Source organism: Mycoplana sp. ABR4_002 (genome assembly GCF_056159645.1).
In genome coordinates this window covers 39,015-61,035 of record NZ_JBSWVO010000002.1, presented here as the reverse complement: position 1 = coordinate 61,035, position 22,021 = coordinate 39,015, and the positions used below count along the sequence as shown (strand labels likewise).

The window sequence follows — 22,021 nt, the reverse complement described above, 5'->3', positions numbered from 1 at the left end:
AGTGGGAGGAAGAAATGTTGAATGTATCGAAGCTGCTTGGCGGCGCCGTGATGGCGTCCATGCTCGCGCTGGGCGTTGCCAACGCGCAGACTGTCCTGAAGTCATCGGATACGCACCCGGACGGCTATCCGACGGTGGAGGGCGTGAAATATTTTGGCGAGCTGGTGAAGGAACGAACCGACGGCCGCTATGCCGTGGAGGTCTATCACTCGGCGCAGCTCGGCGAGGAGAAGGACACCATCGAGCAGGTTCGCTCCGGCGTGATCGAGCTGAACCGCGTCTCCATGGCGCCGTTCAACGGCACGGTCAAGGAAAGCATCGTGCCCGCCCTGCCCTACATCTTCCGCTCCGAGGAGCACATGCACCAGGTCATGGACGGCCCGATCGGCGACCAGATCAAGGCGGCGTTCGAGCCGGCCGGACTTGTCGTGCTCGCCTTCTATGACGCCGGCAGCCGCTCCTTCTACAACAGCAAGAAGCCGATCAAGACGGTGGACGACATGAAGGGCCTGAAGTTCAGGGTCATCCAGTCGGACATTTTCGTCGACATGGTCGCCGCGCTCGGCGCCAACGCCACGCCGATGCCCTATGGCGAAGTCTATTCGTCGATCGAAACGGGCGTCATCGACGGCGCGGAGAACAACTATCCGAGCTACGACACCGCAAAGCACGCGGAAGTCGCCAAGTTCTACTCGCTCGATCAGCACACCATCCTTCCGGAGGTGTTCGTGATGAACAAGGCCGCCTTCGACAAGCTGAGCCCGGAGGACCAGGAGATCTTCAGGCAGGCCGCCAAGGACAGCGTCGCCAGGCAGCGTGAACTGTGGGCCGCCAAGACCGAAGAGTCGCGCGCCAATGTCGAGAAGCTCGGCTCGGAGATCAACGAGGTCGAGAAGCAGGGCTTCATGGATGCAATGAAGCCGGTCTACGAGAAGCACGTCACCGACGACGTCCTCAAGAAGATGGTTGTCGACGTCCAGGCAGTCCAGTGACCGGCTGAGCGATTGGACCGAGTGCGGGCGTCCGGATTACGGACGCTCGCCTGGTCCCGGAGGACAAGACCATGCATGCCAAACTGAAAAACGGGCTGCCGTTCCTGACGAGGCTCAATACCGCAGCACTGTGGCTGGCCGGGCTCGGGCTCGTGCTGATGACCGCGTTCGTCGCCTGGCAGGTGTTCTGCCGCTACGTGCTGAACGACTCGCCGAGCTGGACCGAGCCGGGCGCCGTCATGCTGATGAGCTGGTTCATCTTTCTCGGCGCCGCGGTCGGCGTACGTGAGTGCAACCACATGGGCTTCGACGTCCTCCTGTACGTGTTGCCGCCGCGGGCCAAGACATGGCTCCGGATGGTCTCCGACTGCGTCATCCTCGCGTTCGGCCTCGGCATGGTGGTCTATGGCGGCAGCCTCGTCAGCCTCACCTGGGGCACCGTACTGCCGGCGCTCGGCATCTCGGGGGCATGGGACTACGCGCCCGTGGTCGCCGGTGGCGTCCTCGTCGTCCTGTTTTCACTGGAACGCATCCTGCTGCGCCTGTCGGGCGCTCATGTCGACTTCGAGCCGGACCAAAAGGTCGCGACCGACCAAGTCGGCGGGGCCGACAAGACGGCCGACCGCAGCGCATCATACGTGAAGAGGGCTTGATCGATGGAACTTTGGATACTCTTCACCTCCTTCATCGTGCTGATGCTGATCGGCACGCCGATCGCCTTCTGCCTCGGCGTCGCCAGTTTCGCCACCGTGCTCTACATGGGCCTGCCGCCGATGGTGGTGTTCCAGCGCCTGAACTCGGGCATGAGCATCTTCTCGCTGCTGGCCATCCCGTTCTTCATCTATTCCGGCGACCTGATGGTGCGCGGCGGCATCGCCCAGCGGATCGTCGCCTTCGCGGCCTCGATCGTTGGCCATGTGCGCGGCGGCCTGGGGCAGGTCAACATCCTGACGGCAACGCTGTTCGGCGGCATTTCCGGCTCGGCCGTGGCCGAGGCCGCCGCCGTCGGCGGACTGATGATCCCGCAGATGAAGGAGCGGGGCTACGGCGCCGACTATGCCGTCAACGTCACCTCGATGGCGGCGCTGATCGCCCTCCTTCTCCCGCCCTCGCACAACATGATCATCTATTCGATCTCCGCTGGCGGCAAGATCTCCATCGCCGACCTGTTCACGGCCGGGATCCTGCCGGGCCTGCTGCTCGCCGCGGCGCTGATGCTGACAGCCTATCTGGTGGCGCGCAAACGCGGCTATCCGACGGAAACCTTCCCGGGATTTGCCATGGTGGCGCAGCTGTTTGCAGTCGCCATCCCCGGGCTGCTGCTGATCGCCATCATCTTCGGCGGCGTGCGCTCGGGCATCTTCACGGCGACCGAAAGCTCGTGCATCGCCGTCGTCTACGCGCTGCTGATCACCGTCTTCGTCTATCGACAGATGACCTGGTCGGACTTCGTGCACGCGACGATGGGTGCGGTGCGGACCACGGCGATGGTGCTGCTGATCATCGGCACGGCGGCCGCATTCTCCTGGCTGATGGCGTTTCTGCGCGTGCCGGCCACCCTGGTCGCATGGATGCAGACGATTTCCGAGAACCCGATCATCATCCTTCTGCTGCTGAACGTGATCATGCTGCTGATGGGCACATTCATGGACATGGGGCCGACCATCATCATCACCACGCCGATCTTCCTGCCGATCGCCCAGGCCTATGGCATCGACCCGGTCCATTTCGGCGTGATCATGATTCTCAACTATGGTATCGGCCTCAACACCCCGCCGGTCGGCGGCGTCCAGTTCGTAGCCTGCGCGGTTGGCAAGATCACAGTCTGGGAGGCAATGCGATCCATTTGGCCCTTCTACGGGGCCGGAGTGCTCGTCCTGCTGCTCGTCACCTACATCCCGGCGCTGTCGCTCTGGCTGCCCTCAGTTTTCAGATAGGTCAATCCAATGGGTGCTGAATCAGTCGACCTCAAGGTGGAACGAAAGCCCAAGCTGTCCGAGAACGTGGCGCAAGCGCTGAGGGGCCAGATCCTGGCCGGCGACTTTGCCGTGGGCGAGAAGCTGCCGACAGAGAGCCGGATGACCGAGCTCTTCGGCGTCAGCCGCACGGTGGTCCGCGAGGCCGTGGCGGCGCTGGCCGCCGACGGGCTGGTCGAATCGCGCCACGGGGCCGGCGTCTTCGTGCTCGACCACCCCGCCAGCAAGATCAGCGCCCTCAGCGCAGACATCGGCAACCGCATCAGCCAGGCCGTGAACATCCTCGAGGTGCGGATGGGCATCGAGATCGAAAGCGCGGGCCTGGCCGCCCAACGTCGGAGCGTGGCCCAGGAGGCACGCATCCAGGAGGCCTTCTTCGAGTTCGAGCGGCGCCTCGAACTGGGAGAGCCGACCGGCAAGGCCGATTTCCAGTTCCACCGCGAAATTGCGGCCGCCACCAACAATCCGGTCTATGTCGAGATCCTCGATGCGCTCGGCGACCGCACCATCCCCTGCGACCGCAACTCGCCGTGGTATTCGGTCGAGGTGCTGTCCGACGAGTACCTGCGCGGCTTGCAGCGGGAACACCTGCGGATCCTGCAGGCCATTTCCGCCGGCAACCCGGAGGCGGCGCGCGATGCGATGCGCGCCCATCTGCAGGCGGCGCAGGAGCGCTACCGCAAGCGCCTCAGCGGCCAGCAGGCGCAGTATTTCAACGCAGCCAGGCCCCTGCCTGGATCGAAAGGGAACTCATGACCACCGACCACACCATCCGCTTCGCCGTCGATCCGCTTGCCGCCGCAACGATGGGGACGGACGAACTGCGCGCGAACTTCCATGTCGGCTACCTCTTTCAACCCGACAGCATCAGCCTGACCTACACACACTACGACCGCATGATCGTCGGCGGTGCGATGCCGCTCGAGCGTGCGCTCAGGCTCGACACGATCAAGCCGAACGGCACGAAGCGGTTCCTGGAGCGGCGTGAACTGGTCGCCGTCAACATCGGCGGCCCCGGCACGGTCGTCGCAGGCGGCCAGGAGCATCACCTCGGCGCGCGCGACATGCTCTATGTCGGCATGGGCGAAGAGGTTTCCTTTGCCTCGCTGGACCCCGGCCAACCGGCCAAGTTCTACCTGCTGTCGGCGCCGGCCCACAAGACCTGCCCGACCAGGCTGCTGACGGTCGCCGAAGCAAAGCGGCTGGATCTCGGCAGCCAGGAGACCTCGAACGAGCGCAGCATCTATCAGTTCACCTCGACCATCGAGACCTGCCAGATCGTCGTCGGCATGACGCAGCTGGCAAAGGGATCGGTATGGAACACCATGCCGGCGCATGTGCATGACCGGCGCATGGAGGCCTATCTCTATTTCGACCTGCCCGAGACGGCCCGGGTCTTCCACTTCATGGGCGAGCCTGCCGAGACGCGCCATGTCGTGATGGCCAACGAGGAAGCGGTGATTTCACCGTCCTGGTCGATCCATTCCGGCTGCGGAACGTCGAACTACGCCTTCATCTGGGCCATGGCCGGCGACAATGTCGACTACACCGACGTCGACCCGGTGACCATGGACAGCCTGCGATGACCGATTTTTCCGCCTTCAGCCTTGCCGGCAAGCGCATCGTCGTCACCGGCGCCAACACCGGCATCGGTCAGGGTATCGCGGTCGCGATCGCCCGCGCCGGCGGCGCGGTGATCGGCGTCGGTCGCTCGGCCATGGACGAGACAGCCAAACAGGTCGCCGCCGCCGGCGGGGCATTCACGGCCATCGCCTGCGACCTGATGGACCCCGGCGCCGCGCGCACCATGCTCGATCGCGCCTGGAACGAGCAGGGCCCCATCGACGGCCTCGTCAACAATGCCGGCATCATCCGTCGCAGCCACGCCGTTGATTTTTCGGAAGAGGACTGGGACGAGGTGATGGACGTCAACCTCAAGTCCGTCTTCGTTCTCAGCCAGGCGCTGGCGCGGCGGCTGATGTCGTCCGAGCGCCGCGGCAAGATCGTCAATGTCGCCTCGATGCTGTCCTTCCAGGGCGGCATTCGGGTGGCATCCTATACCGCCTCCAAGCACGGCGTCCTTGGGGTCACCCGCGTCCTTGCCAATGAATGGGCAGCGAAGGGCATCAACGTCAACGCGGTAGCGCCCGGCTATATCGAGACCAACAACACGGAGGCCCTGCGCGCCGACCCCGACCGCAGTGCCGCGATTCTGGCGCGCATCCCGGCCGGTCACTGGGGGCGTCCGGAGGACATTGGCGACACGGCCGTCTTCCTGCTCGCGCCCGCATCCGACTACATGCACGGCGCGGTGGTGGCCGTCGATGGCGGCTGGCTGGCGAGGTGACCACGGCACAGAGCAACGACATTTTCATCCGCGCCGGCGAAGGCGAGTGGGTCACCACCCCGGACGGCAACCGCCGCCGCATCGTCGTCTACACCGACGAATTGATGATGGTGGAATTCGCCTTCGAGGCGGGCGGCGAGGGCTGGTTGCATGCGCATCCGCACGTGCAGTCGAGCTATGTGGCCGAGGGCCGATTTGAGGTGACGATCGACGGCCGCACCGAAACGTTGGAACAGGGCGACAGCTTCATCGTGCCGTCCGGCCTGCGCCACGGCGTCAAGGCGCTGAAGAGGGGTCGGCTGATCGACTGCTTCACCCCGCACCGCGCCGATTTTCTTGGCTGAGCCGCAAGAATTCATCGCCTCGATCGCCTGTGCGTCCAGCGACTGCCGGCACCGGGCTGATCCGGCTGGCAAGACCAGGCCAGTCCCCAGCGCCAGCGTCGATCAGGTCGGGAAAAAGGCCATCGCTTCTGCCCGCGACTTGCCTGGGCTTGTGCAGGTCGGACATTTCGGCGATGCCGATGGTGACCGTCGAATAAGATCCCCGGCGCGATGATCAGTTTCACGAAAATCATTGCTTGCAATATCGGATCGGGAAAGAGTCACCTGTTCAATTAAGACGGCAATATTCGACGAAAATCCCCAATATTACTCTGAATTTATACATTATGGACCGAAAATATTCTGACGTTGTCGCCACATCAATTGATGATTGCACACGGTCCTTGGACAGACTGAAGTCATGGGGGCGCTGCCTCATCCCTGTTTCGGCACTGCTGTGAGCTTTGTCAGCGTTCGATCTCGATCGAGCGGCATCCATTCTTAGGTATAGTCGACGGGCGCCCCCGCAGCGCCTAGGCTGGACCCACATCGATGATGGAAGCCCAGCACCAACCATCCCCTCTGCGACCATTGCCGATGATCGTGCCGATGCATGTCGCCGCTTGCGCCGGCACCCTTTAATTCCAGCAGCGGAGATCGTCATGGTGCAACCCAGCGAAAGGCAGCCGACCAACCTGCAGCGGCGCCGCGACGAGGCGATCCGCACATGGTGGCCCGGCCTCAACGCGTCGCGCCATGGGCGCGGCGGCAGATGAACAGGCCGCGGGAGAGCACCATGGCACCGAAATTCGGCAAAGACGAAGACCTCCACGCCTATCGCGAAATGCTGCTGATCCGCCGTTTCGAAGAGAAGGCCGGCCAGTTGTACGGCATGAGCCTGATCCGCGGCTTCTGTCATCTCTACAGCGGCCAGGAGGCCGTCGTCGTCGGCCTGCAGATGGCCGCGAACGAGGGCGACCAGGTGATCACGGGCTACCGTGACCACGGTCACATGCTGGCCTGCGGCATGGATCCGAAGGGCGTGATGGCCGAACTGACGGGGCGTCGCGGCGGCCTGTCGAAAGGCAAGGGCGGCTCGATGCACATGTTCTCCAAGGCCCGGCACTTCTATGGTGGCCATGGCATCGTCGGCGCCCAGGTGTCGCTGGGCACCGGGCTCGCATTCGCCAACCGCTACCGTGGCGACGGCAAGGTCTGCCTGACCTTCTTCGGCGAGGGCGCCGCAAACCAGGGACAAGTCTCCGAAAGCTTCAACATGGCGGCCGTCTGGAAACTGCCGGTGGTCTATGTGATCGAGAACAACCGTTACGCCATGGGCACCGAGATGAGCCGCGCCTCCGCCCAGACCGACTATTCCAGACGTGGCTTGTCCTTCGCCATTCCCGGCGAGCAGGTTGACGGCATGGACGTCCGGGCCGTCCGCGCTGCCGGTCTGAAGGCCGTCGAACATGCCCGCCGCGGCGAAGGTCCCTACATCCTCGAAATGCTGACCTACCGCTATCGAGGCCACTCCATGTCCGATCCGGCAAAGTATCGCTCGAAGGACGAGGTGACCCGGATGCGCGAGGAACACGACCCCATCGACAGGGTGCGAAGCCGCCTGATGGCCGTCTGGAAAATGCCGGAGGAGGAGTTGAAGGCCATCGACGGCAAGGTGCGCGAGATCATCAACGCAGCGGCCGATTTCGCGAGCCAGGACCCCGAACCGGACACGTCCGAACTCTATACGGACATCCTGCTCCCGGCGCCCTGAGCAACGCCTCGCGCATCATCAACTGCACCGGCCCCGGCCGCACCGGGAATTGTGACTATGTGTCCTGGATCGCGATGCCATGTATGAAGATCCGCACCACCTGCGCCACAGATTCTGCCATCTCGGCCTCGCCAGGCGGGGCGCGAAGGCCGAGCACGGCCTGCAGGTGAACGTCGTCGCGCAACATGCCGATGAAGCGTTCGGCGGCACGTTGACCGTCCGCGATGGAAATTACGCCGCGGGCCGCAAACTGCTCAAGAAGTTGCGCGAGGCGCGCGCTGACCCGCCCCGGGCCATTCTCGAAAAACGCGCGCGCGACGTCGGGCTGGCGCGGGCCCTCCGCCATCACCGCGCGATACAGCCCGAGCGTGGTCGGCGCCATCAGCACCCGGCTCAACTGCAAACCGATCGTCCTGAGCGTATCTTCGATGTCCTTGCCCTCGACGTTTCCGGGCGAGGCGGCGCCGATCACCTTGCTCGACGCTTCGGCAACGAGCGCGGCAAACAGTTCCTGCTTGCCGCCGAAGTGGCTGTAGATCGCCCGCTTCGAGCCGCCGACCCGATCGATGACGGCCTCAATGCTGGCGCCCTGATAGCCCTCCTGCAAGAACACTTCCGAAGCCGCTTCCAAAATGGCGGCGCGCAGTTCTACGGCCCCGCGCCGTTGCCGGCGCTGCGGCACGTCCTGTTCATTTTCATTCATGCGATCGACATTCTCCACGTCTGCCCTTGCACAATAAGGTACCAGCCGTTATCTATCAAGGGTACCAATCAGTACCTAGAGCGTCACCATGTCAAAGAATAAGACTGCACGGAAAAGCCTCCGAACCGCTACCCTCGCCCTCCTGGCCGTCGCAGCGATCGCCTTGGGCGGTCGATATGGTTGGCATTGGTGGACCGAAGGCCGGCATGTCCAAATGACCGACAACGCGTATGTCCGCGGCGATGTCACCGCGCTTGCGCCCAAGGTCGCGGGCTATGTCACGGCAGTGGAGGTCGGGGACAACCAGGCCGTCCGGTCGGGCGATGTGCTGTTCCGCATCGACGATCGCGACTATCGCGCTCGGCTGGCGCAAGCCGTCGCCAATGTCGAGGCGGCCCAGGCACGCCTCACCAACGTCGAGGCAGAGGCCGAGCTGCAGCATGCCATGATACGTCAGGCCGAAGCCCAGAGGCGCTCGGCCGAAGCCGAGTTGCAGCTGGCGACCAAGGCCAACGATCGCAGCCGCGACCTCATCCGCAGCAATACCGTCAGCCTGGCTCACCTTGAGGAAAGCGACGCGGCCCGATCGCGCGCCGAGGCGAACCTGTCGGCCGCCTCTGCGACCCTGGAGGCCCAGCAGCAGCGCATTGCCGTCCTCGACGCCCAGCGCGAGGCAGCCATTGCCGCCATGGCGCAGGCGGAAGCAGCCCGGGAACTCGCTCAGATCGACCTCGAAAATACCGTTGTCCGAGCACCTATCGACGGCGTCGTCGGCAACCGCCAGGTCCGGATCGGCCGGCTTGTCGCGCCGGGTGTTTCCCTGCTCGACATCGTGCCGGTCGCCCACCTTTGGCTCGTGGCAAATTTCAAGGAGACCCAGATCGAACACCTGCGCGCCGGCCAGCGCGCCCGCATCACAATCGATGGCTATCCTAACGAGCCCATCGAGGGCGTGGTCGACAGTTTTGCGCCCGGCAGCGGGTCTGCCTTCAGCCTGCTGCCCGCTGACAACGCCACGGGGAACTTCGTCCGCGTCGTCCAGCGCGTGCCGGTGAAAATCCGCTTCGCCGCCAGCCCGTTGCCTGGCCAGCTGGTGCCCGGCCTGTCGGCTCGGGTCTCGGTGGATCTGGGGAGTGGCTCGTGACGATGGCCGTCACACCAGGCCGCGGCCGGGAGGCCAAAGCCATGTTGCTGCTCGCGGGGATCGTACTGGCTGCGTTGACCGAGGCGGTTGCCAGCACGGTCCTTTCGCTCGGACGAGGCGACATCATCGGTGACACTTATGCAACGCCCGACGAGTTCGCCTGGCTGGACGTCGGATACACCGCGCTCAAGCTCATCGGGTTTGTGGCGGCGCCGTCCCTGCTGGCGCGCTTCGATCCATGCAGGCTGATCGTCGGCTCGACGCTGGCGATGGGGGCCGCCTGCGGCATAGCCGCCATTGCAACGCGACTGGACCTGCTGGTCGCTCTTCGCCTGGTCCAGGGCTTCAGCGGCGGCACCCTGCTTGTCGCCGGGCAGACGATCATCTTCCTCGCCTGGCCGAAGTCCCACCAGCCGATCCTCCAAGCCGTGTTCGCCATGGGTGCCGTCGTCGCACCTGCGACGATCGCCCCGGCCCTTCAGGGCTGGTTGCTCGACACCCAGTCCTGGATATGGATCTTCCTCAGCGTCGTTCCGGTCGCCGTGACGGCCAGCGCGCTCCTGTTGATCGCGGCCGATCCGGCGGCGGACCGGACCGTGCCGCACCGCTTCGATTGGACCGGCCTCTCGCTGATCTCGGTCACGCTCTTCTGCCTCACCTATGCCCTCAGCCAGGGCAGCCGCTGGGACTGGTTCGAGGAGCCGCGCATCCTGTGGCTGACGGCGATCGGCGCGGCCGCGCTCTTGGCCTTCATCATCCAACAGGCGCTGGCCAACGGCCGTGGCCTGATCGACTTCACCGTGTTCCGGTCGGATGACTTCTGCTTCGCCTTCATCGTCAGCTTTGTCGCCGGCGCCGCACTGTTCGGCAGCGCGTTCCTGATTCCCACGTTTGCCGTGTCCGTCCTCGCCTTCACGCCGACCGCGGCCGGACAACTGCTTTTGCCGAGCGGCGCGTTTTTCATCGGCGCGTTGCTCGTTGCCGCTGTCCTCGTCCAGCGCCGCGGCGTTCCACCGTTCGCCACGGTTCCCTTCGGCATCCTGATGATCATGGCCGCGATGTGGATGCTGTCGGGATCGACCAGCGAAAGCGGCGCAAACGACATGATGGCCGCGATCCTGCTGCGCGGCTTCGGCCTCGGCTTCCTGTTCCTGTCGATCACGCTGATTGCCTTCGGCCATTTGAACAGCCGGAATCTCGCCTCCGGCATCGGCCTCTTCAATACCGGTCGTCAGCTTGGCGGCCTGATCGGGGTTGCAGCCCTCCAGACCCTCATCGACCACAACGTCACGGCCAATATCGCCGTGCTTGGCGCCCATGTGACGGCGGGCGGTGCCGCCGTGATCGACCGGCTGGCGAAGTCCGCAGCCATGTTCTCGGCGAGCGGGATGGACGCGGTGTCCGCCAATCGCGCTGCCACGACCCTGCTTGCCAAGGCGGTGACCGGTCAAGCCACCGTGATCGCCTTCAACACGGCCTTCTACGCGGTGGCCCTTCTCTTCGTCTTTGCCGCGCCGGCGCTGGTCACCGTCAAGATCGCAATCGCGCGCCACGCCAGGATCCGCGCCGGGCGGCTGCGCCCGCCGGTTCGGCCACGTGCCGGACTCGCCAAGCGATAACAGGCAAGGAATGGCGCCTCGCTCACGCACCGTTTGCTTCTCGGCATCGACGCCGGGTTCGCCTCCATCGACGGCGCTGGGCTCGAACGTGCACGACCCGGCCTTGACCCAGCAGCCGCATGGCGGGGCGCCCTCCGAACCTCACCTAGAGGAAATGCTGCAGGATCCGATCGTCCTGTTGCTCATGAAGCGGGATGGAGTCACCCCCGACGACGTCCGGGCGCTCGCCCAGCGGTTCAGGCACGACACCTAACAAACAGCGATCAGAGCCATCCACCACCGGGCCCGTGAACCTTGCTCGTGATCCGAAAGGGCGCTGCTTCGCCAAAGCAACGCGCAAGAAGGCGACCCGAGCGTGCTCGCGCCCGGGTCGCCTTGACTTCTGAACGGTGGGCATCGAGCCGTTGCGACCCGTTACCGGCCTTCACAAACGAATGCGGCCAAGCCGACGCCTAGGCCGGCGTGCGCTTTGCAAACCAGCTTTCGAAGCCAAGGTTGCCGAGCTTGGCGGAACCGATCGGCACCAGGGACTGGTCGTCCACGGCGGTGCCGAAATATTTGGCGGACGGATCGGCGATCACCTTGCGGGCATCGCCGGTCGCGGCCAGATGCCGGCCGATGAAGTCGCTCATCGGCTTCTTCTCCGGGCCGGCGATGTCGAACGCGCCATTGACAGGCGCGGCGACTGCCGCCTCCGCCACAAAGCCTGCGACGTCGTCAGCGGCTATCGGCTGGAAGGCGCCGGGCGAGACACGCGCCGCGCCGTCGACCATCGCGGCATCGGCAATGCCGCCGAGAAATTCCAGGAACTGCGTCGAGCGCACGATCGTATATGGCACGCCACCGTTCTTGATCAGCGCTTCCTGTGCCACCTTTGCCCGGAAGTATCCGTTTTCGGGGGAGCGCTCGGCTCCCACGATGGAAAGCGCGACGTGGTGGCGGACACCGGCCTCCTGCTCGGCCTTGAGCTGATTTTTCGTCGAGGCTTCGAAGAACGCAAGGACGGCACTGTCCTCCCACGACGGGGCGTTGGTCACGTCCACGACGACGTCGGCTCCTGAAAGGGCCTGCGCCAGGCCCTCGCCCGTGACCGAGTTGACCCCGGATTGCGGGGAGGCCTGCAGAACGTCGTGTCCCTGACCTCGCAGGCGTTCGGCGACCTTGGTTCCGATGAGGCCGGAGCCTCCAATGATTACGATCTTCATCGAGCTATCCTATAGGCTTGCTTGCAACGGGTTGTCTGAACCGCACCGTATTTCGGCCGGCGGTTGAGCCGTGACTGTCATTCGTCAGGCAGAACGAGTTCCGTTTCGACCGTGTCGAGAACGAAGACTGCCAGGATCTTGGCATCTTCCGTTTCGCTGGCATTTGCGCTGACCTGGTGGTGGTCGCCCGGAACTTCGATCCAGTTTTCGCCGGTCTTGTAGACCTTCACCTCTCCACCATTGACCTGGCTCTTGACTTGCCCTTCGATCACCGTCGCATAGATGAATGCGCTCTTGGGATGCATGTGCGACGGGTTGTACCCACCGGGTCCGTACTCCACCAGGACGCCGCGCATGCTCTTGCCGGGAACATTCGGCAGCTCCTTATCAAAGACCAGAGTGACCTTTGCATTATGCGCCCCGTCGGCGGCGGACGCCGACGTCATCGCGATCAGCGCAAGGGAAATGGCGGCGGCAATGGGCCTGAACATGAAACGTCTCCTTCAACTGATAAACACTGCGCGCCGGCGATGGTGAAACCGGGGGCGCCTGGAAGGCCAGCGTATTCGATGAAGGGCCGGGAACCAGCTATACGTTGGTTTGCCGGGTGTCGACGCAACGCTCTGGTGGGCCCGCCTTGCCTGGCATTTTTCCGCTCCATCTTGACCGGGCGCGGTGATACCATCGCCATCCGAGAATGAAGGCCTGTGCTGTGGATCTCTCGGCGGCCGACATTGCTTTTTGCGTGCGCGCGACATGCCTGCGCCTCGCGGCGGCCGACCTATACCTTCGTATGCCTTTGAAGCAACGGGATCGCTGGGACAAACAGGACGCAATGCAGTCATCGTTGGAGGGACGGCAAATGTCGACCGTGCGCGCGAGCGAAGGAACGCCGATCGAAGAGCAGGTGGCCGTTGTGATCGACGACGACGCCGAGATGCGCCTGTCGCTGACCGACCTGTTCGAATCGGTCGGGATCAAGGCGACATCTTTCCGCGACGCCCTGGATTTCATCGAGAACGGCTACCTCGACACGTCCGGCTGCATTGTTCTTGATGTGCGCATGCCCGGCATGAGCGGCATCGAGTTTCAGTCGCGGCTGGAGGATTTGGGGTGCCAGATTCCGATCGTCTTCGTGACCGGCTATGGCGACGTGCCGATGAGCGTCACGGCGATGAAGGCGGGCGCGGTCGATTTTCTGCAGAAACCGTTCACCAACGACGATCTGCTCGGCGCCGTCAACAGAGCCTTCGAGACCGACAGAAGCAGGCGGCAGGATGCCGAAGTCAGGAACGCGGTCAAGCAGAAGGCGTCAACGCTGACGCCCCGGGAGAAGGAGGTGATGCAGCACGTCACCAACGGCCTGATGAACAAGCAGATCGCCTACGAACTCGGGATCAGCGAGATCATGGTCAAGATCCATCGCGCCAGCGTCATGCGGAAGATGGAAGCCCGCTCGCTGGCCGACCTGGTGAAGAAATCCGAACTGATCTGACCCTGCGGCGCGCTCGCCGCGCCGTCGCTCCGTCCTCGGCTACCATGACCGCCCTGGCGCTGCGCTCCGCAGCCTAAACCATGGTGTAGGTCCCCAGACCCGGTGTTCAGACTACTATTCACGGCGTTCCAGCATCCATCGCCAACGTGCCGCCGACACCCAGGCCGGCATCGGTTGGCGGGCAAGAAAGGTGAATTCGGATGACACAGCGCCTGAACTACGCCCAGCAGTCCCCCCAACTCTTCAAGAAGATGATGGAGTTGAGCGAGGCGATCAACAACAGCGTCATTGACCGGAAGACGCGAGACCTGGTGCAGATCCGGGCTTCGCAGATGAACGGCTGCGGCTTCTGCCTCGACATGCACGTCAAGGAGGCCAAGATCCACGGCGAGAGCGAACTGCGCCTGTACCACGTTGCCATCTGGCGCGAGTCCAACCTGTTCAGCCCTCGGGAGCGCGCCGCGCTCGCCTGGACGGAGGTACTGACGACCCTGCCGGCCGGCGGCGTTCCGGATGACATCTACGAGCGTGTCCGCGGCCAGCTGTCCGAGCAGGAGATTTCCGATCTGACCTTTGCGGTCATGGCCATCAATGCCTGGAACCGCGCCAGCATCGGCTTCAAGGCTGTGCCCGGATCCGCCGACAAGGCCTTCGGACTGGACAAGGCCGGCCTGAACTGAGTGCGAAGGGCCGCTCGAACCTCAAATGGCTTGGGCACCCTCCGGAGGTCCTCATGAAAACGCTCGCCAACCTTCGCACACGACAAGGCCCCACCCAAACCTAGGTTTAGTTCCGCAGGCTTCCCAGTTTGAGTATTGTCAGGACGTGGGATGCCCAGTGAGCCACCAAGATGGTTTCTCTCCCGCTCTGTCGGCGGTTGCCCCTCCCCCGCCGACACCTTGCCGCCAACTGGCCGCCCCTCGTTGCACGGGCGGCCCTTTTTTAACTCGACGCGCCCGCGCGCCGGCGATAGCTGGCGCAGCCACCGCTTCCACCGGGGAGACATGCAGGGGAACTGTTCGATGACGCTCCGTCGCACCGGTGGCGCCGGAGCGATGCGACTGGGTCTAGTGTCCGCCGTTTTCCCGATCGCCGATTGCACCTTCCAAGAGGGCGACCAGTTGATCTGAGTCGACGGGCTTGGAGAGAACAGCCAGCGCGCCGGCTCGCTTGGCCTCTGCCCTCAGTCGCTGATCGCCAAAAGCCGTCATGAATATAAGCGGGGTTCGGATACCCCTCTCATTCAAAATCTTCAGCAACCGCAAGCCGTCAATGCCGGCCATCTTGACGTCGGAAACAATAATGTGGATTGGGCGTCGACCATAAAAGTCGAGAAACTCGGTCGCCGAAGAAAACGCGATGGCTTCGTACCCCAACGACTCCAGCATATCCTTCATGGCTTCGCGGAGGGCGTCGTCATCATCAATAACTGCAATGGTACATGGTTGATGCAAGAACCTAACTCTCGATCGGAAACTATTTTGGGCTAAAGGCTGATCCTTCAAACCTTGACTGCTGTAGCTGAAATCCCGACCGGGCCATAATTCACAATGGGACGGACGCGTTCAGCTTTCGATGCTACATGCATCGCCTCGCACCGGATATCCATACCAAGGAATACGAGGAAGCCACCGCCCGAATGCGGCACCGCCCAACCCGAAAAAGGGCTCGGCGTTGCTGTTGCCCGGCGTCGTATGCCTCCCTTTCGACGCGACCGCATGTCCCTAAAGGGAGCATGAGCCTGACGCATCGGTACACCTATATGAAGGTATGGGTTGACGAAACTAAACCCCCGGGTGAAGCCCCGCGCCAGTCTGTATCGCCTTCCGGGCGACACAAATCAAGACCCGGCCATGAAATGGAGGCCGCAATGCGTGTCGGATCAGCATCGCAGGCAAGAACAGGCTGCGCACAGGAATTGATGTCCGGAATTCCCCTGACAGCCCCTTTTCGCGGGCGGCTCACGAACGGGTCGGATCATGTCGTGTCCTTACCCGACCAGCGGATGCGTTCTGCGTACACGATGCGAGAACGAACCCGAGCTGGCGCCGCGCGAGCGGGCTATACGAATTGCCGGGCGAAGCGTAATTTCACGATCCAGGTGAAGTGCCGCCCCCCGTCAGGGACAGCGTCGAGAGCCCAACTGCGCCCGAGGAGTTCCGGAAAGTGACAGAACCGCCGGCGCACATCGTCGAGACGCTCTGGGAAGACGAGGAGTTTGTCCTGTCGCGGCGCAAATCCGACGACGCGCACCCCTCGCTATTGCTGAGCGCGCCGGCGTCGAAGCGACCGGCGCCGGAGACCCTGGCGCGGCTGCATCACGCCTATGCGCTTCGCGGCGATCTCGATCCCGCATGGGCGGCCCGACCCTTGACCCTAGAAAGGCGAGACGGCAATCCGGTACTCGCGAGCGAGGATCCGGGCGGGGAACTGCTCGCGCACCTGACCGGAGTGCCTTGGGAGGTTGCGCCGTTCCTGCGCGTGGCGATCGGCCTGGCGCGCGCCCTAGGCCACTTTCATGGCCGCGGCCTGATCCACAAGGACATCAAGCCCTCCAACATCCTGGTCGACATGGTCAGCGGCGAAGCGTGGCTGGCGGGCTTCGGCCTTTCGACGCGCCTGCCGCGGGAACGCAGAGCCCCCGAGCCTCCGGAGATCATCGCCGGGACCCTTGCCTACATGGCGCCCGAACAGACCGGGCGCATGAACCGCTCCATTGACGCGCGCAGCGATCTCTACTCGCTCGGGGTCACGCTGTACGAAATGCTGACGGGGGCGTTGCCCTTCACCGCCACCGATCCCATGGAGTGGATCCATTGCCAGATCGCTCTGCGGCCGGCGCCGCCAGACGAAAGGGTGCGCGACATCCCGCAGGCGATTGCAGCGATCGTGATGAAGCTCCTCGCCAAGGCGGCGGAGGATCGCTACCAGACCGCCGCGGGCGCCGCCGCCGATTTCGAGCATTGCCTGAGGGCATGGGAGGCATGCCGGGACATCGAGCCGTTTGCGCTGGGCACCCACGACCTGTCGGACCGGCTGCTGATCTCGGAAAAGCTGTACGGACGGGAAGCCGAGGTCGACGCCCTCGTGGCGGCATTCGATCGCGTTGCGCGCCAGGGCTCGGCGGAGCTGGTTTTCGTTTCCGGCCATCCGGGGATCGGTAAGTCCTCGCTCGTCAACGAGCTCAACAAGGCCCTGGTCCCGCCACGCGGCCTGTTGGCATCCGGCAAGTTCGATCAATACAAGCGGGACATCCCTTACGCGACCCTTGCGCAGGCCTTCCAGATCCTTGTCCGCCAGTTGTTGTGCAAGAATGACCTCGAGCTCGCGCGTTGGCGCCTCGCTTTGCTTGAAGCGCTGGGCGCGCATGGTGCGCTGATGGTCAACCTTGTGCCGGAACTCGCCCGCGTCGTCGGCGAACAGCCTCCCGTCGCCGACCTGCCCCCGCAGGACGCCCAGAAGCGTTTCCAGCAGACCTTCCGGCGTTTCCTCGGCGTGTTTGCGCGGGAGGAACACCCGCTCGTGCTGTTTCTCGACGATCTGCAGTGGCTGGATAGGGCGACGCTCGAGTTGATCGAACACCTCAGCACCCATCCGGAGGTCCGCCACCTGCTGCTGATCGGCGCCTACCGGGACACCGAGATCGGCCCGTCACATGCCCTTACAAGGACCATGGCCGCGATCCGTGACACCGACCGACGGGTGTCCGAGATCGTGCTGGCACCCCTGCTGCCCGCCGATGTAGAACACCTCCTGGTCGATGCGCTGCGCTGCGACCCGGCACATGCCCGGCCACTTGCCCGGCTGGTGCACGAGAAGACCGAGGGCAATCCGTTCTTCACGATCCAGTTCCTGACGGCTCTTTCCGACGAGAGACTCCTCGTTTTCGAACCTGAAGCGACGGCCTGGAGCTGGGACGTTGACGGAATTCTGGCAAAGGGATTTACCGAAAATGTCGTCGCCTTCATGGCGGCAAGGCTGGGCCGTCTGCCGGAAGGGACCCGCGACACCCTGGGCAAACTTGCCTGTCTGGGGAGCGGTGGAAAGGCGCCCGTCCTGGCCCTGGTCTTCGGGAGATCGGAGGAAGCGGTTCATGCGGCGCTCTGGGAAGCCGTACGCGCCGGCCTCGTCTTGCGCCGTGATGGCGGGTACAGCTTTGTCCATGACCGTGTCCAAGAGGCAGCGTACGCCCTTGTTCCCGCTGACGAGCGGGGCGCGGTGCATGTCCAAATCGGTCGTGCCCTCGCCGCGCTGGCGACGCCGTCCGACATCGACACCCACGTCTTCGAGATCGTCAATCAGCTCGACCGCGGCATCGCCCTGATCCAATCCGATGAGGAACGTCAACTTGTCGCCGACCTCAACCTGCGAGCGGGCAAGCGCGCGCGAATGTCGACGGCCTATACATCGGCATCACGCTACTTCGCTGCCGGCCTCGACTTGTTGGGCGACAACCCGTGGCAGGGCCAGTACGGCCTGGCGTTCGATCTGGAATTTCATTTGGCCGAATGCGAGTTTTTGACCGGCGATCTGCTCTCCGCCGAAAGACGGCTCGCTGCTCTGGCGGAAAGGGCGGGAGGGGTGACCGACAGGGCCGCGGTTACGCATTTGCAGCTGGCCCTGTACCTGACGCTCGACCGGCCCGATCGCGCGATAGAGATCGGCCTGGCCTACCTTCGCAGCATCGGCATCGACTGGTCGGACCGCCCATCGGAAGAAAATGTTCGCTTGGAACTCGCACGGATGTGGCGACTGCTCGACGGCAAGTCGATCGAACAGCTCATAGACCTCCCTCCGATGGACGACGTTGGCTGGCGCGCGACCATGGATGTCCTCTCCGGCCTGTTCGCGCCGACGTTGCTCACGGATAGCAATCTCTATGACCTCGTAGTCCTGCGCATGACAACGCTCAGCCTGGAGCACGGCAACTGCGGCCCCTCCTGCTATGCCTATGCACACATCAATCGCGTTCTCGGCTTTCGCTTCGGCGACTACCGGTCGGCCTTCCGCTTCGGGCAGCTTGCCTGCGATCTGGTACAGAAGCAGAGCATCGTCCGCTTCGAGGCCCGGGTTTACGCCTCGGTCGGAGCATTCGCCCTTCCCTGGATGAGGGACCTCGCCGCCAGCCGCGCGCTGATCAGGCGCGGCTTTGATTTGGCCCATGCGAGCGGCGACCTCACCTATGCCGTCTTCGGCTTCAAGAACCTGATCACGAACCTGCTGGTCTCGGGACAGCCGCTCGGCGAGGTCCTGCGCGAAGCGGAACAGGGGCTCGCCTATGCGCGAGAGGCGCGGTTCGGCTTCGCCGTCGATTGGTTCACCGGACAGCTCATGCTGATCCGGGCACTTCTCGGTCCCGTTCTCGACTTCCGATCGCCCGATAATGCCGGGTATGGCGACGGCAGCTACGAACGTCACATCAGGCAAGAGCCGCCGCTGGCGCTTTGCGGCTGCAGCTACTGGATCCACAAGCTGCAGGCGAGCGTTCTGGCGCGCGACTACACGGCCGCGATCGAGGCGCTCACGAACGCCGCCCCGTTGCTCTGGTCGGCACGTTCGTTCCTGGAGGCCGCAGACTATCATTTCTATGGCGCTCTGGCGCGGGCGGCAGCCTGCCGGTCCTCGCAGGGCGAGGCCCGCGCCCGGCATCTCGAGGCATTGCTGGGCCACCACGCGCAGCTGACGGTCTGGGCGGAAAACTGCCCGGAAACCTTCGCCAATCGCGTCGCCTTGGCCGGGGCCGAGATAGCTAGGATCGAGGGCCGGGAACTCGACGCCATGCGGCTGTACGAGCAGGCCATCCGGTCCGCACGCGAGCACGGCTTCATCCAGAACGAGGGCCTCGCCTATGAGCTTGCCGCTTGCTTCTACGCGCCAGGCGGCTTCGAAACGATCGCCGACACCTATCTGCGCAACGCCCGGTATTGCTATCTCCGCTGGGGGGCCAATGCCAAGGTGCGCCAGCTTGACCGGCTTCATGCGCATCTGCGCGCCGAGACGGCGCAGCCCCACGCCATTGCGACAATCAGCACCCCGGTCGAGCAGTTGGACCTTGCAACCGTCGTCAAGGTTTCGCAGGCGATGTGGGGTGAGATCGTCCTCGAAAAGCTGGTCGACACGCTGATGCGCACGGCGATCGAGCACGCGGGCGCCGAACGGGGGGTGCTGCTCTTGCAGGGCGGCGAAACGCTGCGCGTCGTTGCCGAGGCCATCACCGGCGATGGCGGCGTCGTCGTCACCCAAGGCGAATCCAGCGTGGCCGCCACAGCTTTGCCGGAGTCGATCGCTCGCTACGCCGCGCACAGCCAGGAGAGCGTTGTCCTGGACGATGCCGCAGCCGAGTCCCCGTTTTCCGACGACGCCTACCTGCGTCGGCGTCGTGCGCGCTCCATCCTCTGCCTACCGCTGGTCAACCGCGGCAAACTCATCGGCCTGCTTTATCTTGAGAACGGCCTGACGCCGGGCGTCTTCACCCAATCGCGCACAGCCGTACTCAAGCTCTTGGTCCTGCAAGCCGCAATCTCGCTGGAAAACACGCGCCTCTACGCTGACCTGCAGCGCCGGGAGGCAAAGATCCGACGCCTGGTCGACGCCAATGTGATGGGGGTCTGCTTCTGGAACCTCGAAGGCGAGATAACCGATGCCAACGAAGCGTTTCTTCGCATGGTCGGGCACAGCCGGGACGACCTGCTGTCGGGCCGGGTGCGCTGGACAACATTGACGCCGGCGGCCTGGCGCGACGCCAACGATCGCGCCATAGCGGACCTGCGGTCCGCGGGCACGTTCCATCCGGTCGAGAAGGAGTATTTCAGGAAGGACGGCAGCCGCGTGCCCGTGATGATTGGCGGCGCCCTGTTCGAGGACGGCGGGAGCGAGGGCGTGGCGTTTGTGCTCGACCTGACCGAGCGCAAGCGCGCCGAGAAGGCCTTGCGCGAGAGCGAGGAAAACCTGGCCCGAACCGAGCAATTCTCCCTGGTGATGGCAACCCACACGGATCTTGGCGGGAACTGGCTCAAGGTACCACAGCCATTGTGCGAACTGCTCGGCTACCCGGCGGAAGAGCTGCTGGGGCGGCGGATGCAGGACTTCACCCACCGCGATGACGTGAAGGCGGAAGGGGAACAGTGCCGGCGGCTCATGGGTGGCGAGATCAAGTCGTTCGATCTGGAAAAGCGGTACCACCGCAAGGACGGATCCGTGGTGTGGGTGTATCTGAATACCTCGGTCGTCCTCGCTGCCGACGGCGCGCCTCTCTACCTTCGAACCTATGTTCGTGACATCACCCAGCGCAAGCGGCAGGAACAAGCGCTGCGCCAAAGCGAGGAGCGCTACCGCACGCTTGCCGAAACCGCCATGGACGTCATCCTGGCGATCGACCAGACCGGCACGGTCCTGTTCGTCAACGGAGCGGTTGAGAAGGCCTTCGGCTATACCCCGGCGGAGATCGTGGGCGAGAAGATCACGATGCTCATGCCCGAGCGCATGCGCCACCGCCACGAGGTTGCCATCCGCCGCTATCTGGAAACCGGAGAGAAGCGGATCTCCTGGAATGCCGTGGCGCTGCCCGGGCAGCACAAGGACGGACGGGAGCTCGATCTGGACGTCTCGTTTGCCGAGGTGGGAGCCGGCGACGATCGGTTCTTCAGCGGAATCCTGCGCGACGTGACCGAGCGCCGGCGGACGGAAGAGGCGCTGCGCAGGACGCAGGCGGAACTCGCCCATGTCACGCGTATCGCGACGCTGGGAGAAATGAGCGCGTCGATTGTCCACGAGGTCAACCAGCCGCTGGCCGCCGTCGTCAACAGCGCCAACGCGTGCCTGCATTGGCTCGATGCGGGAAAGCTGCCGGAAGCGCGACGCTCCGCCATGCGCGCCATCGCCGAAGGCCATCGCGCCAGCGACATCGTCGGCCGCATACGCGGGCTCGCGAAGAAGGCGCCGCCACAGAAGGACTGGCTCGACATCAATGAGACGATCCTCGAGGTCATAGCGTTGGCGCGCGGCGAGATACAGCGCTACGGCGTCGCGTTGGAGACCCAACTGAAGGCCGAGATGCCGGTGATCCTGGCCGACCGCATCCAGCTGCAGCAGGTCATCCTCAATCTGATCATGAACGCCATCGAGGCGATGAACGCAGTCGAAAAGAGCGCTCGCGAGTTGCAGATCCGCACCGTCACGGCCGAACCGGCGCATGTGCTGATCTCGGTTCAGGACTCCGGACCCGGCCTCGATCCCGACAGTGCGCACCGGCTTTTCGATGCCTTCTACACGACCAAGCCGCAAGGGTTGGGCATGGGCCTGGCGATCAGCCGATCGCTGGTAGAAGCCCATGGCGGGCAACTGTGGGCGACGTCGATCGAGCCGCAGGGCGCCGTCTTCAGGGTCATGCTGCCGGTCGAAAGCGAAACCGTGTCATGGGCACCCGTGGACCCATTTTGAAGGC

17 protein-coding genes are annotated in these 22,021 nt (G+C 64.1%); 13 read left to right on the top strand and 4 right to left on the bottom strand.

The genetic code is table 11. From position 1 onward, the window contains the following. Nucleotides 1–14 precede the first annotated feature (14 nt). The 8 genes from ACXAGF_RS20580 (at nt 15) to pdhA (ending at nt 7,412) form a co-directional block, all read left to right on the top strand. Nucleotides 15–992 (top strand): TRAP transporter substrate-binding protein, encoded by a 978-nt coding sequence (locus ACXAGF_RS20580; RefSeq protein WP_475019407.1) that lies wholly within the window; start codon nt 15–17, stop codon nt 990–992. A 71-nt stretch (nt 993–1,063) separates the two neighbouring features. After that, nucleotides 1,064–1,645, top strand: a complete 582-nt coding sequence (locus ACXAGF_RS20575) for a TRAP transporter small permease (protein WP_475019406.1) — start codon at nt 1,064–1,066, stop codon at nt 1,643–1,645. A gap of 3 nt (nt 1,646–1,648) precedes the next feature. Next, nucleotides 1,649–2,929: a TRAP transporter large permease gene (locus ACXAGF_RS20570; protein WP_475019405.1), complete on the top strand. Its 1,281-nt coding sequence runs from the start codon at nt 1,649–1,651 to the stop codon at nt 2,927–2,929. 9 nt (nt 2,930–2,938) lie between these two features. After that, the gene (locus ACXAGF_RS20565; protein WP_475019404.1) at nt 2,939–3,724 is read left to right on the top strand and encodes a FadR/GntR family transcriptional regulator; all 786 of its coding nucleotides are present in this window, start codon (nt 2,939–2,941) and stop codon (nt 3,722–3,724) included. Further along, complete coding sequence (kduI, locus tag ACXAGF_RS20560; protein WP_475019403.1) at nt 3,721–4,554, top strand: 5-dehydro-4-deoxy-D-glucuronate isomerase; 834 nt, start codon at nt 3,721–3,723, stop codon at nt 4,552–4,554. The genes ACXAGF_RS20565 and kduI overlap by 4 nt, the downstream gene beginning before the upstream one ends. After that, nucleotides 4,551–5,315, top strand: a complete 765-nt coding sequence (gene kduD, locus ACXAGF_RS20555; RefSeq protein ID WP_475019402.1) for a 2-dehydro-3-deoxy-D-gluconate 5-dehydrogenase KduD — start codon at nt 4,551–4,553, stop codon at nt 5,313–5,315. The genes kduI and kduD overlap by 4 nt, the downstream gene beginning before the upstream one ends. Then, nucleotides 5,312–5,659 carry a cupin domain-containing protein gene (locus ACXAGF_RS20550; RefSeq protein WP_475019401.1) on the top strand — a complete coding sequence of 116 codons (348 nt, stop codon included), beginning with the start codon at nt 5,312–5,314 and terminating at the stop codon, nt 5,657–5,659. Before kduD ends, ACXAGF_RS20550 begins: the two co-directional genes overlap by 4 nt. Nucleotides 5,660–6,434: 775 nt before the next feature. After that, a complete protein-coding gene (gene pdhA / locus ACXAGF_RS20545; RefSeq protein ID WP_475019400.1) occupies nt 6,435–7,412 on the top strand; it encodes a pyruvate dehydrogenase (acetyl-transferring) E1 component subunit alpha in 978 nt (325 codons plus the stop codon). 55 nt (nt 7,413–7,467) lie between these two features. Here the strand turns inward: pdhA and ACXAGF_RS20540 are convergent, their stop codons facing one another. Further along, on the bottom strand, nt 7,468–8,115 hold the full coding sequence (locus ACXAGF_RS20540; RefSeq protein WP_475019399.1) for a TetR/AcrR family transcriptional regulator: 648 nt from the start codon (nt 8,113–8,115) through the stop codon (nt 7,468–7,470). Between the two features lie 88 nt (nt 8,116–8,203). Between ACXAGF_RS20540 and ACXAGF_RS20535 the strand changes: the two genes are divergently transcribed. Both ACXAGF_RS20535 and ACXAGF_RS20530 read left to right on the top strand, forming a co-directional pair. Continuing rightward, entirely contained in the window at nt 8,204–9,259 is a 1,056-nt protein-coding gene (locus ACXAGF_RS20535) for an HlyD family secretion protein (RefSeq protein ID WP_475019398.1), read from the top strand. Between the two features lie 41 nt (nt 9,260–9,300). Continuing rightward, nucleotides 9,301–10,878: a DHA2 family efflux MFS transporter permease subunit gene (locus ACXAGF_RS20530; RefSeq protein ID WP_475019397.1), complete on the top strand. Its 1,578-nt coding sequence runs from the start codon at nt 9,301–9,303 to the stop codon at nt 10,876–10,878. A gap of 452 nt (nt 10,879–11,330) precedes the next feature. Here ACXAGF_RS20530 and ACXAGF_RS20525 read toward each other — a convergent pair whose 3' ends face one another. Both ACXAGF_RS20525 and ACXAGF_RS20520 read right to left on the bottom strand, forming a co-directional pair. After that, on the bottom strand, nt 11,331–12,083 hold the full coding sequence (locus ACXAGF_RS20525) for an SDR family oxidoreductase (RefSeq protein WP_475019396.1): 753 nt from the start codon (nt 12,081–12,083) through the stop codon (nt 11,331–11,333). A gap of 77 nt (nt 12,084–12,160) precedes the next feature. Beyond that, complete coding sequence (locus ACXAGF_RS20520) at nt 12,161–12,574, bottom strand: cupin domain-containing protein (RefSeq protein ID WP_475019395.1); 414 nt, start codon at nt 12,572–12,574, stop codon at nt 12,161–12,163. A 371-nt stretch (nt 12,575–12,945) separates the two neighbouring features. Between ACXAGF_RS20520 and ACXAGF_RS20515 the strand changes: the two genes are divergently transcribed. Both ACXAGF_RS20515 and ACXAGF_RS20510 read left to right on the top strand, forming a co-directional pair. Continuing rightward, nucleotides 12,946–13,578: a response regulator transcription factor gene (locus ACXAGF_RS20515; protein WP_475019394.1), complete on the top strand. Its 633-nt coding sequence runs from the start codon at nt 12,946–12,948 to the stop codon at nt 13,576–13,578. A gap of 200 nt (nt 13,579–13,778) precedes the next feature. Beyond that, on the top strand, nt 13,779–14,258 hold the full coding sequence (locus ACXAGF_RS20510) for a carboxymuconolactone decarboxylase family protein (protein WP_475019393.1): 480 nt from the start codon (nt 13,779–13,781) through the stop codon (nt 14,256–14,258). A gap of 387 nt (nt 14,259–14,645) precedes the next feature. Here the strand turns inward: ACXAGF_RS20510 and ACXAGF_RS20505 are convergent, their stop codons facing one another. Then, nucleotides 14,646–15,032: a response regulator transcription factor gene (locus ACXAGF_RS20505; RefSeq protein ID WP_475019392.1), complete on the bottom strand. Its 387-nt coding sequence runs from the start codon at nt 15,030–15,032 to the stop codon at nt 14,646–14,648. Between the two features lie 712 nt (nt 15,033–15,744). Here ACXAGF_RS20505 and ACXAGF_RS20500 point away from each other — a divergent pair. Further along, nucleotides 15,745–22,017, top strand: a complete 6,273-nt coding sequence (locus tag ACXAGF_RS20500) for a PAS domain S-box protein (protein ID WP_475019391.1) — start codon at nt 15,745–15,747, stop codon at nt 22,015–22,017. Nucleotides 22,018–22,021: the final 4 nt, after the last annotated feature.

Excerpts from the sequence above, each read along its gene's own strand:
- ACXAGF_RS20580 (WP_475019407.1), top strand. The coding sequence starts at position 15 with ATGTTGAATGTATCGAAGCTGCTTGGCGGCGCCGTGATGGCGTCCATG.
- ACXAGF_RS20575 (WP_475019406.1), top strand. The coding sequence starts at position 1,064 with ATGCATGCCAAACTGAAAAACGGGCTGCCGTTCCTGACGAGGCTCAAT.
- ACXAGF_RS20570 (WP_475019405.1), top strand. The coding sequence starts at position 1,649 with ATGGAACTTTGGATACTCTTCACCTCCTTCATCGTGCTGATGCTGATC.
- ACXAGF_RS20565 (WP_475019404.1), top strand. The coding sequence starts at position 2,939 with ATGGGTGCTGAATCAGTCGACCTCAAGGTGGAACGAAAGCCCAAGCTG.
- kduI (WP_475019403.1), top strand. The coding sequence starts at position 3,721 with ATGACCACCGACCACACCATCCGCTTCGCCGTCGATCCGCTTGCCGCC.
- kduD (WP_475019402.1), top strand. The coding sequence starts at position 4,551 with ATGACCGATTTTTCCGCCTTCAGCCTTGCCGGCAAGCGCATCGTCGTC.
- pdhA (WP_475019400.1), top strand. The coding sequence starts at position 6,435 with ATGGCACCGAAATTCGGCAAAGACGAAGACCTCCACGCCTATCGCGAA.
- ACXAGF_RS20540 (WP_475019399.1), bottom strand. The coding sequence starts at position 8,115 with ATGAATGAAAATGAACAGGACGTGCCGCAGCGCCGGCAACGGCGCGGG.
- ACXAGF_RS20535 (WP_475019398.1), top strand. The coding sequence starts at position 8,204 with ATGTCAAAGAATAAGACTGCACGGAAAAGCCTCCGAACCGCTACCCTC.
- ACXAGF_RS20530 (WP_475019397.1), top strand. The coding sequence starts at position 9,301 with ATGTTGCTGCTCGCGGGGATCGTACTGGCTGCGTTGACCGAGGCGGTT.
- ACXAGF_RS20525 (WP_475019396.1), bottom strand. The coding sequence starts at position 12,083 with ATGAAGATCGTAATCATTGGAGGCTCCGGCCTCATCGGAACCAAGGTC.
- ACXAGF_RS20520 (WP_475019395.1), bottom strand. The coding sequence starts at position 12,574 with ATGTTCAGGCCCATTGCCGCCGCCATTTCCCTTGCGCTGATCGCGATG.
- ACXAGF_RS20515 (WP_475019394.1), top strand. The coding sequence starts at position 12,946 with ATGTCGACCGTGCGCGCGAGCGAAGGAACGCCGATCGAAGAGCAGGTG.
- ACXAGF_RS20510 (WP_475019393.1), top strand. The coding sequence starts at position 13,779 with ATGACACAGCGCCTGAACTACGCCCAGCAGTCCCCCCAACTCTTCAAG.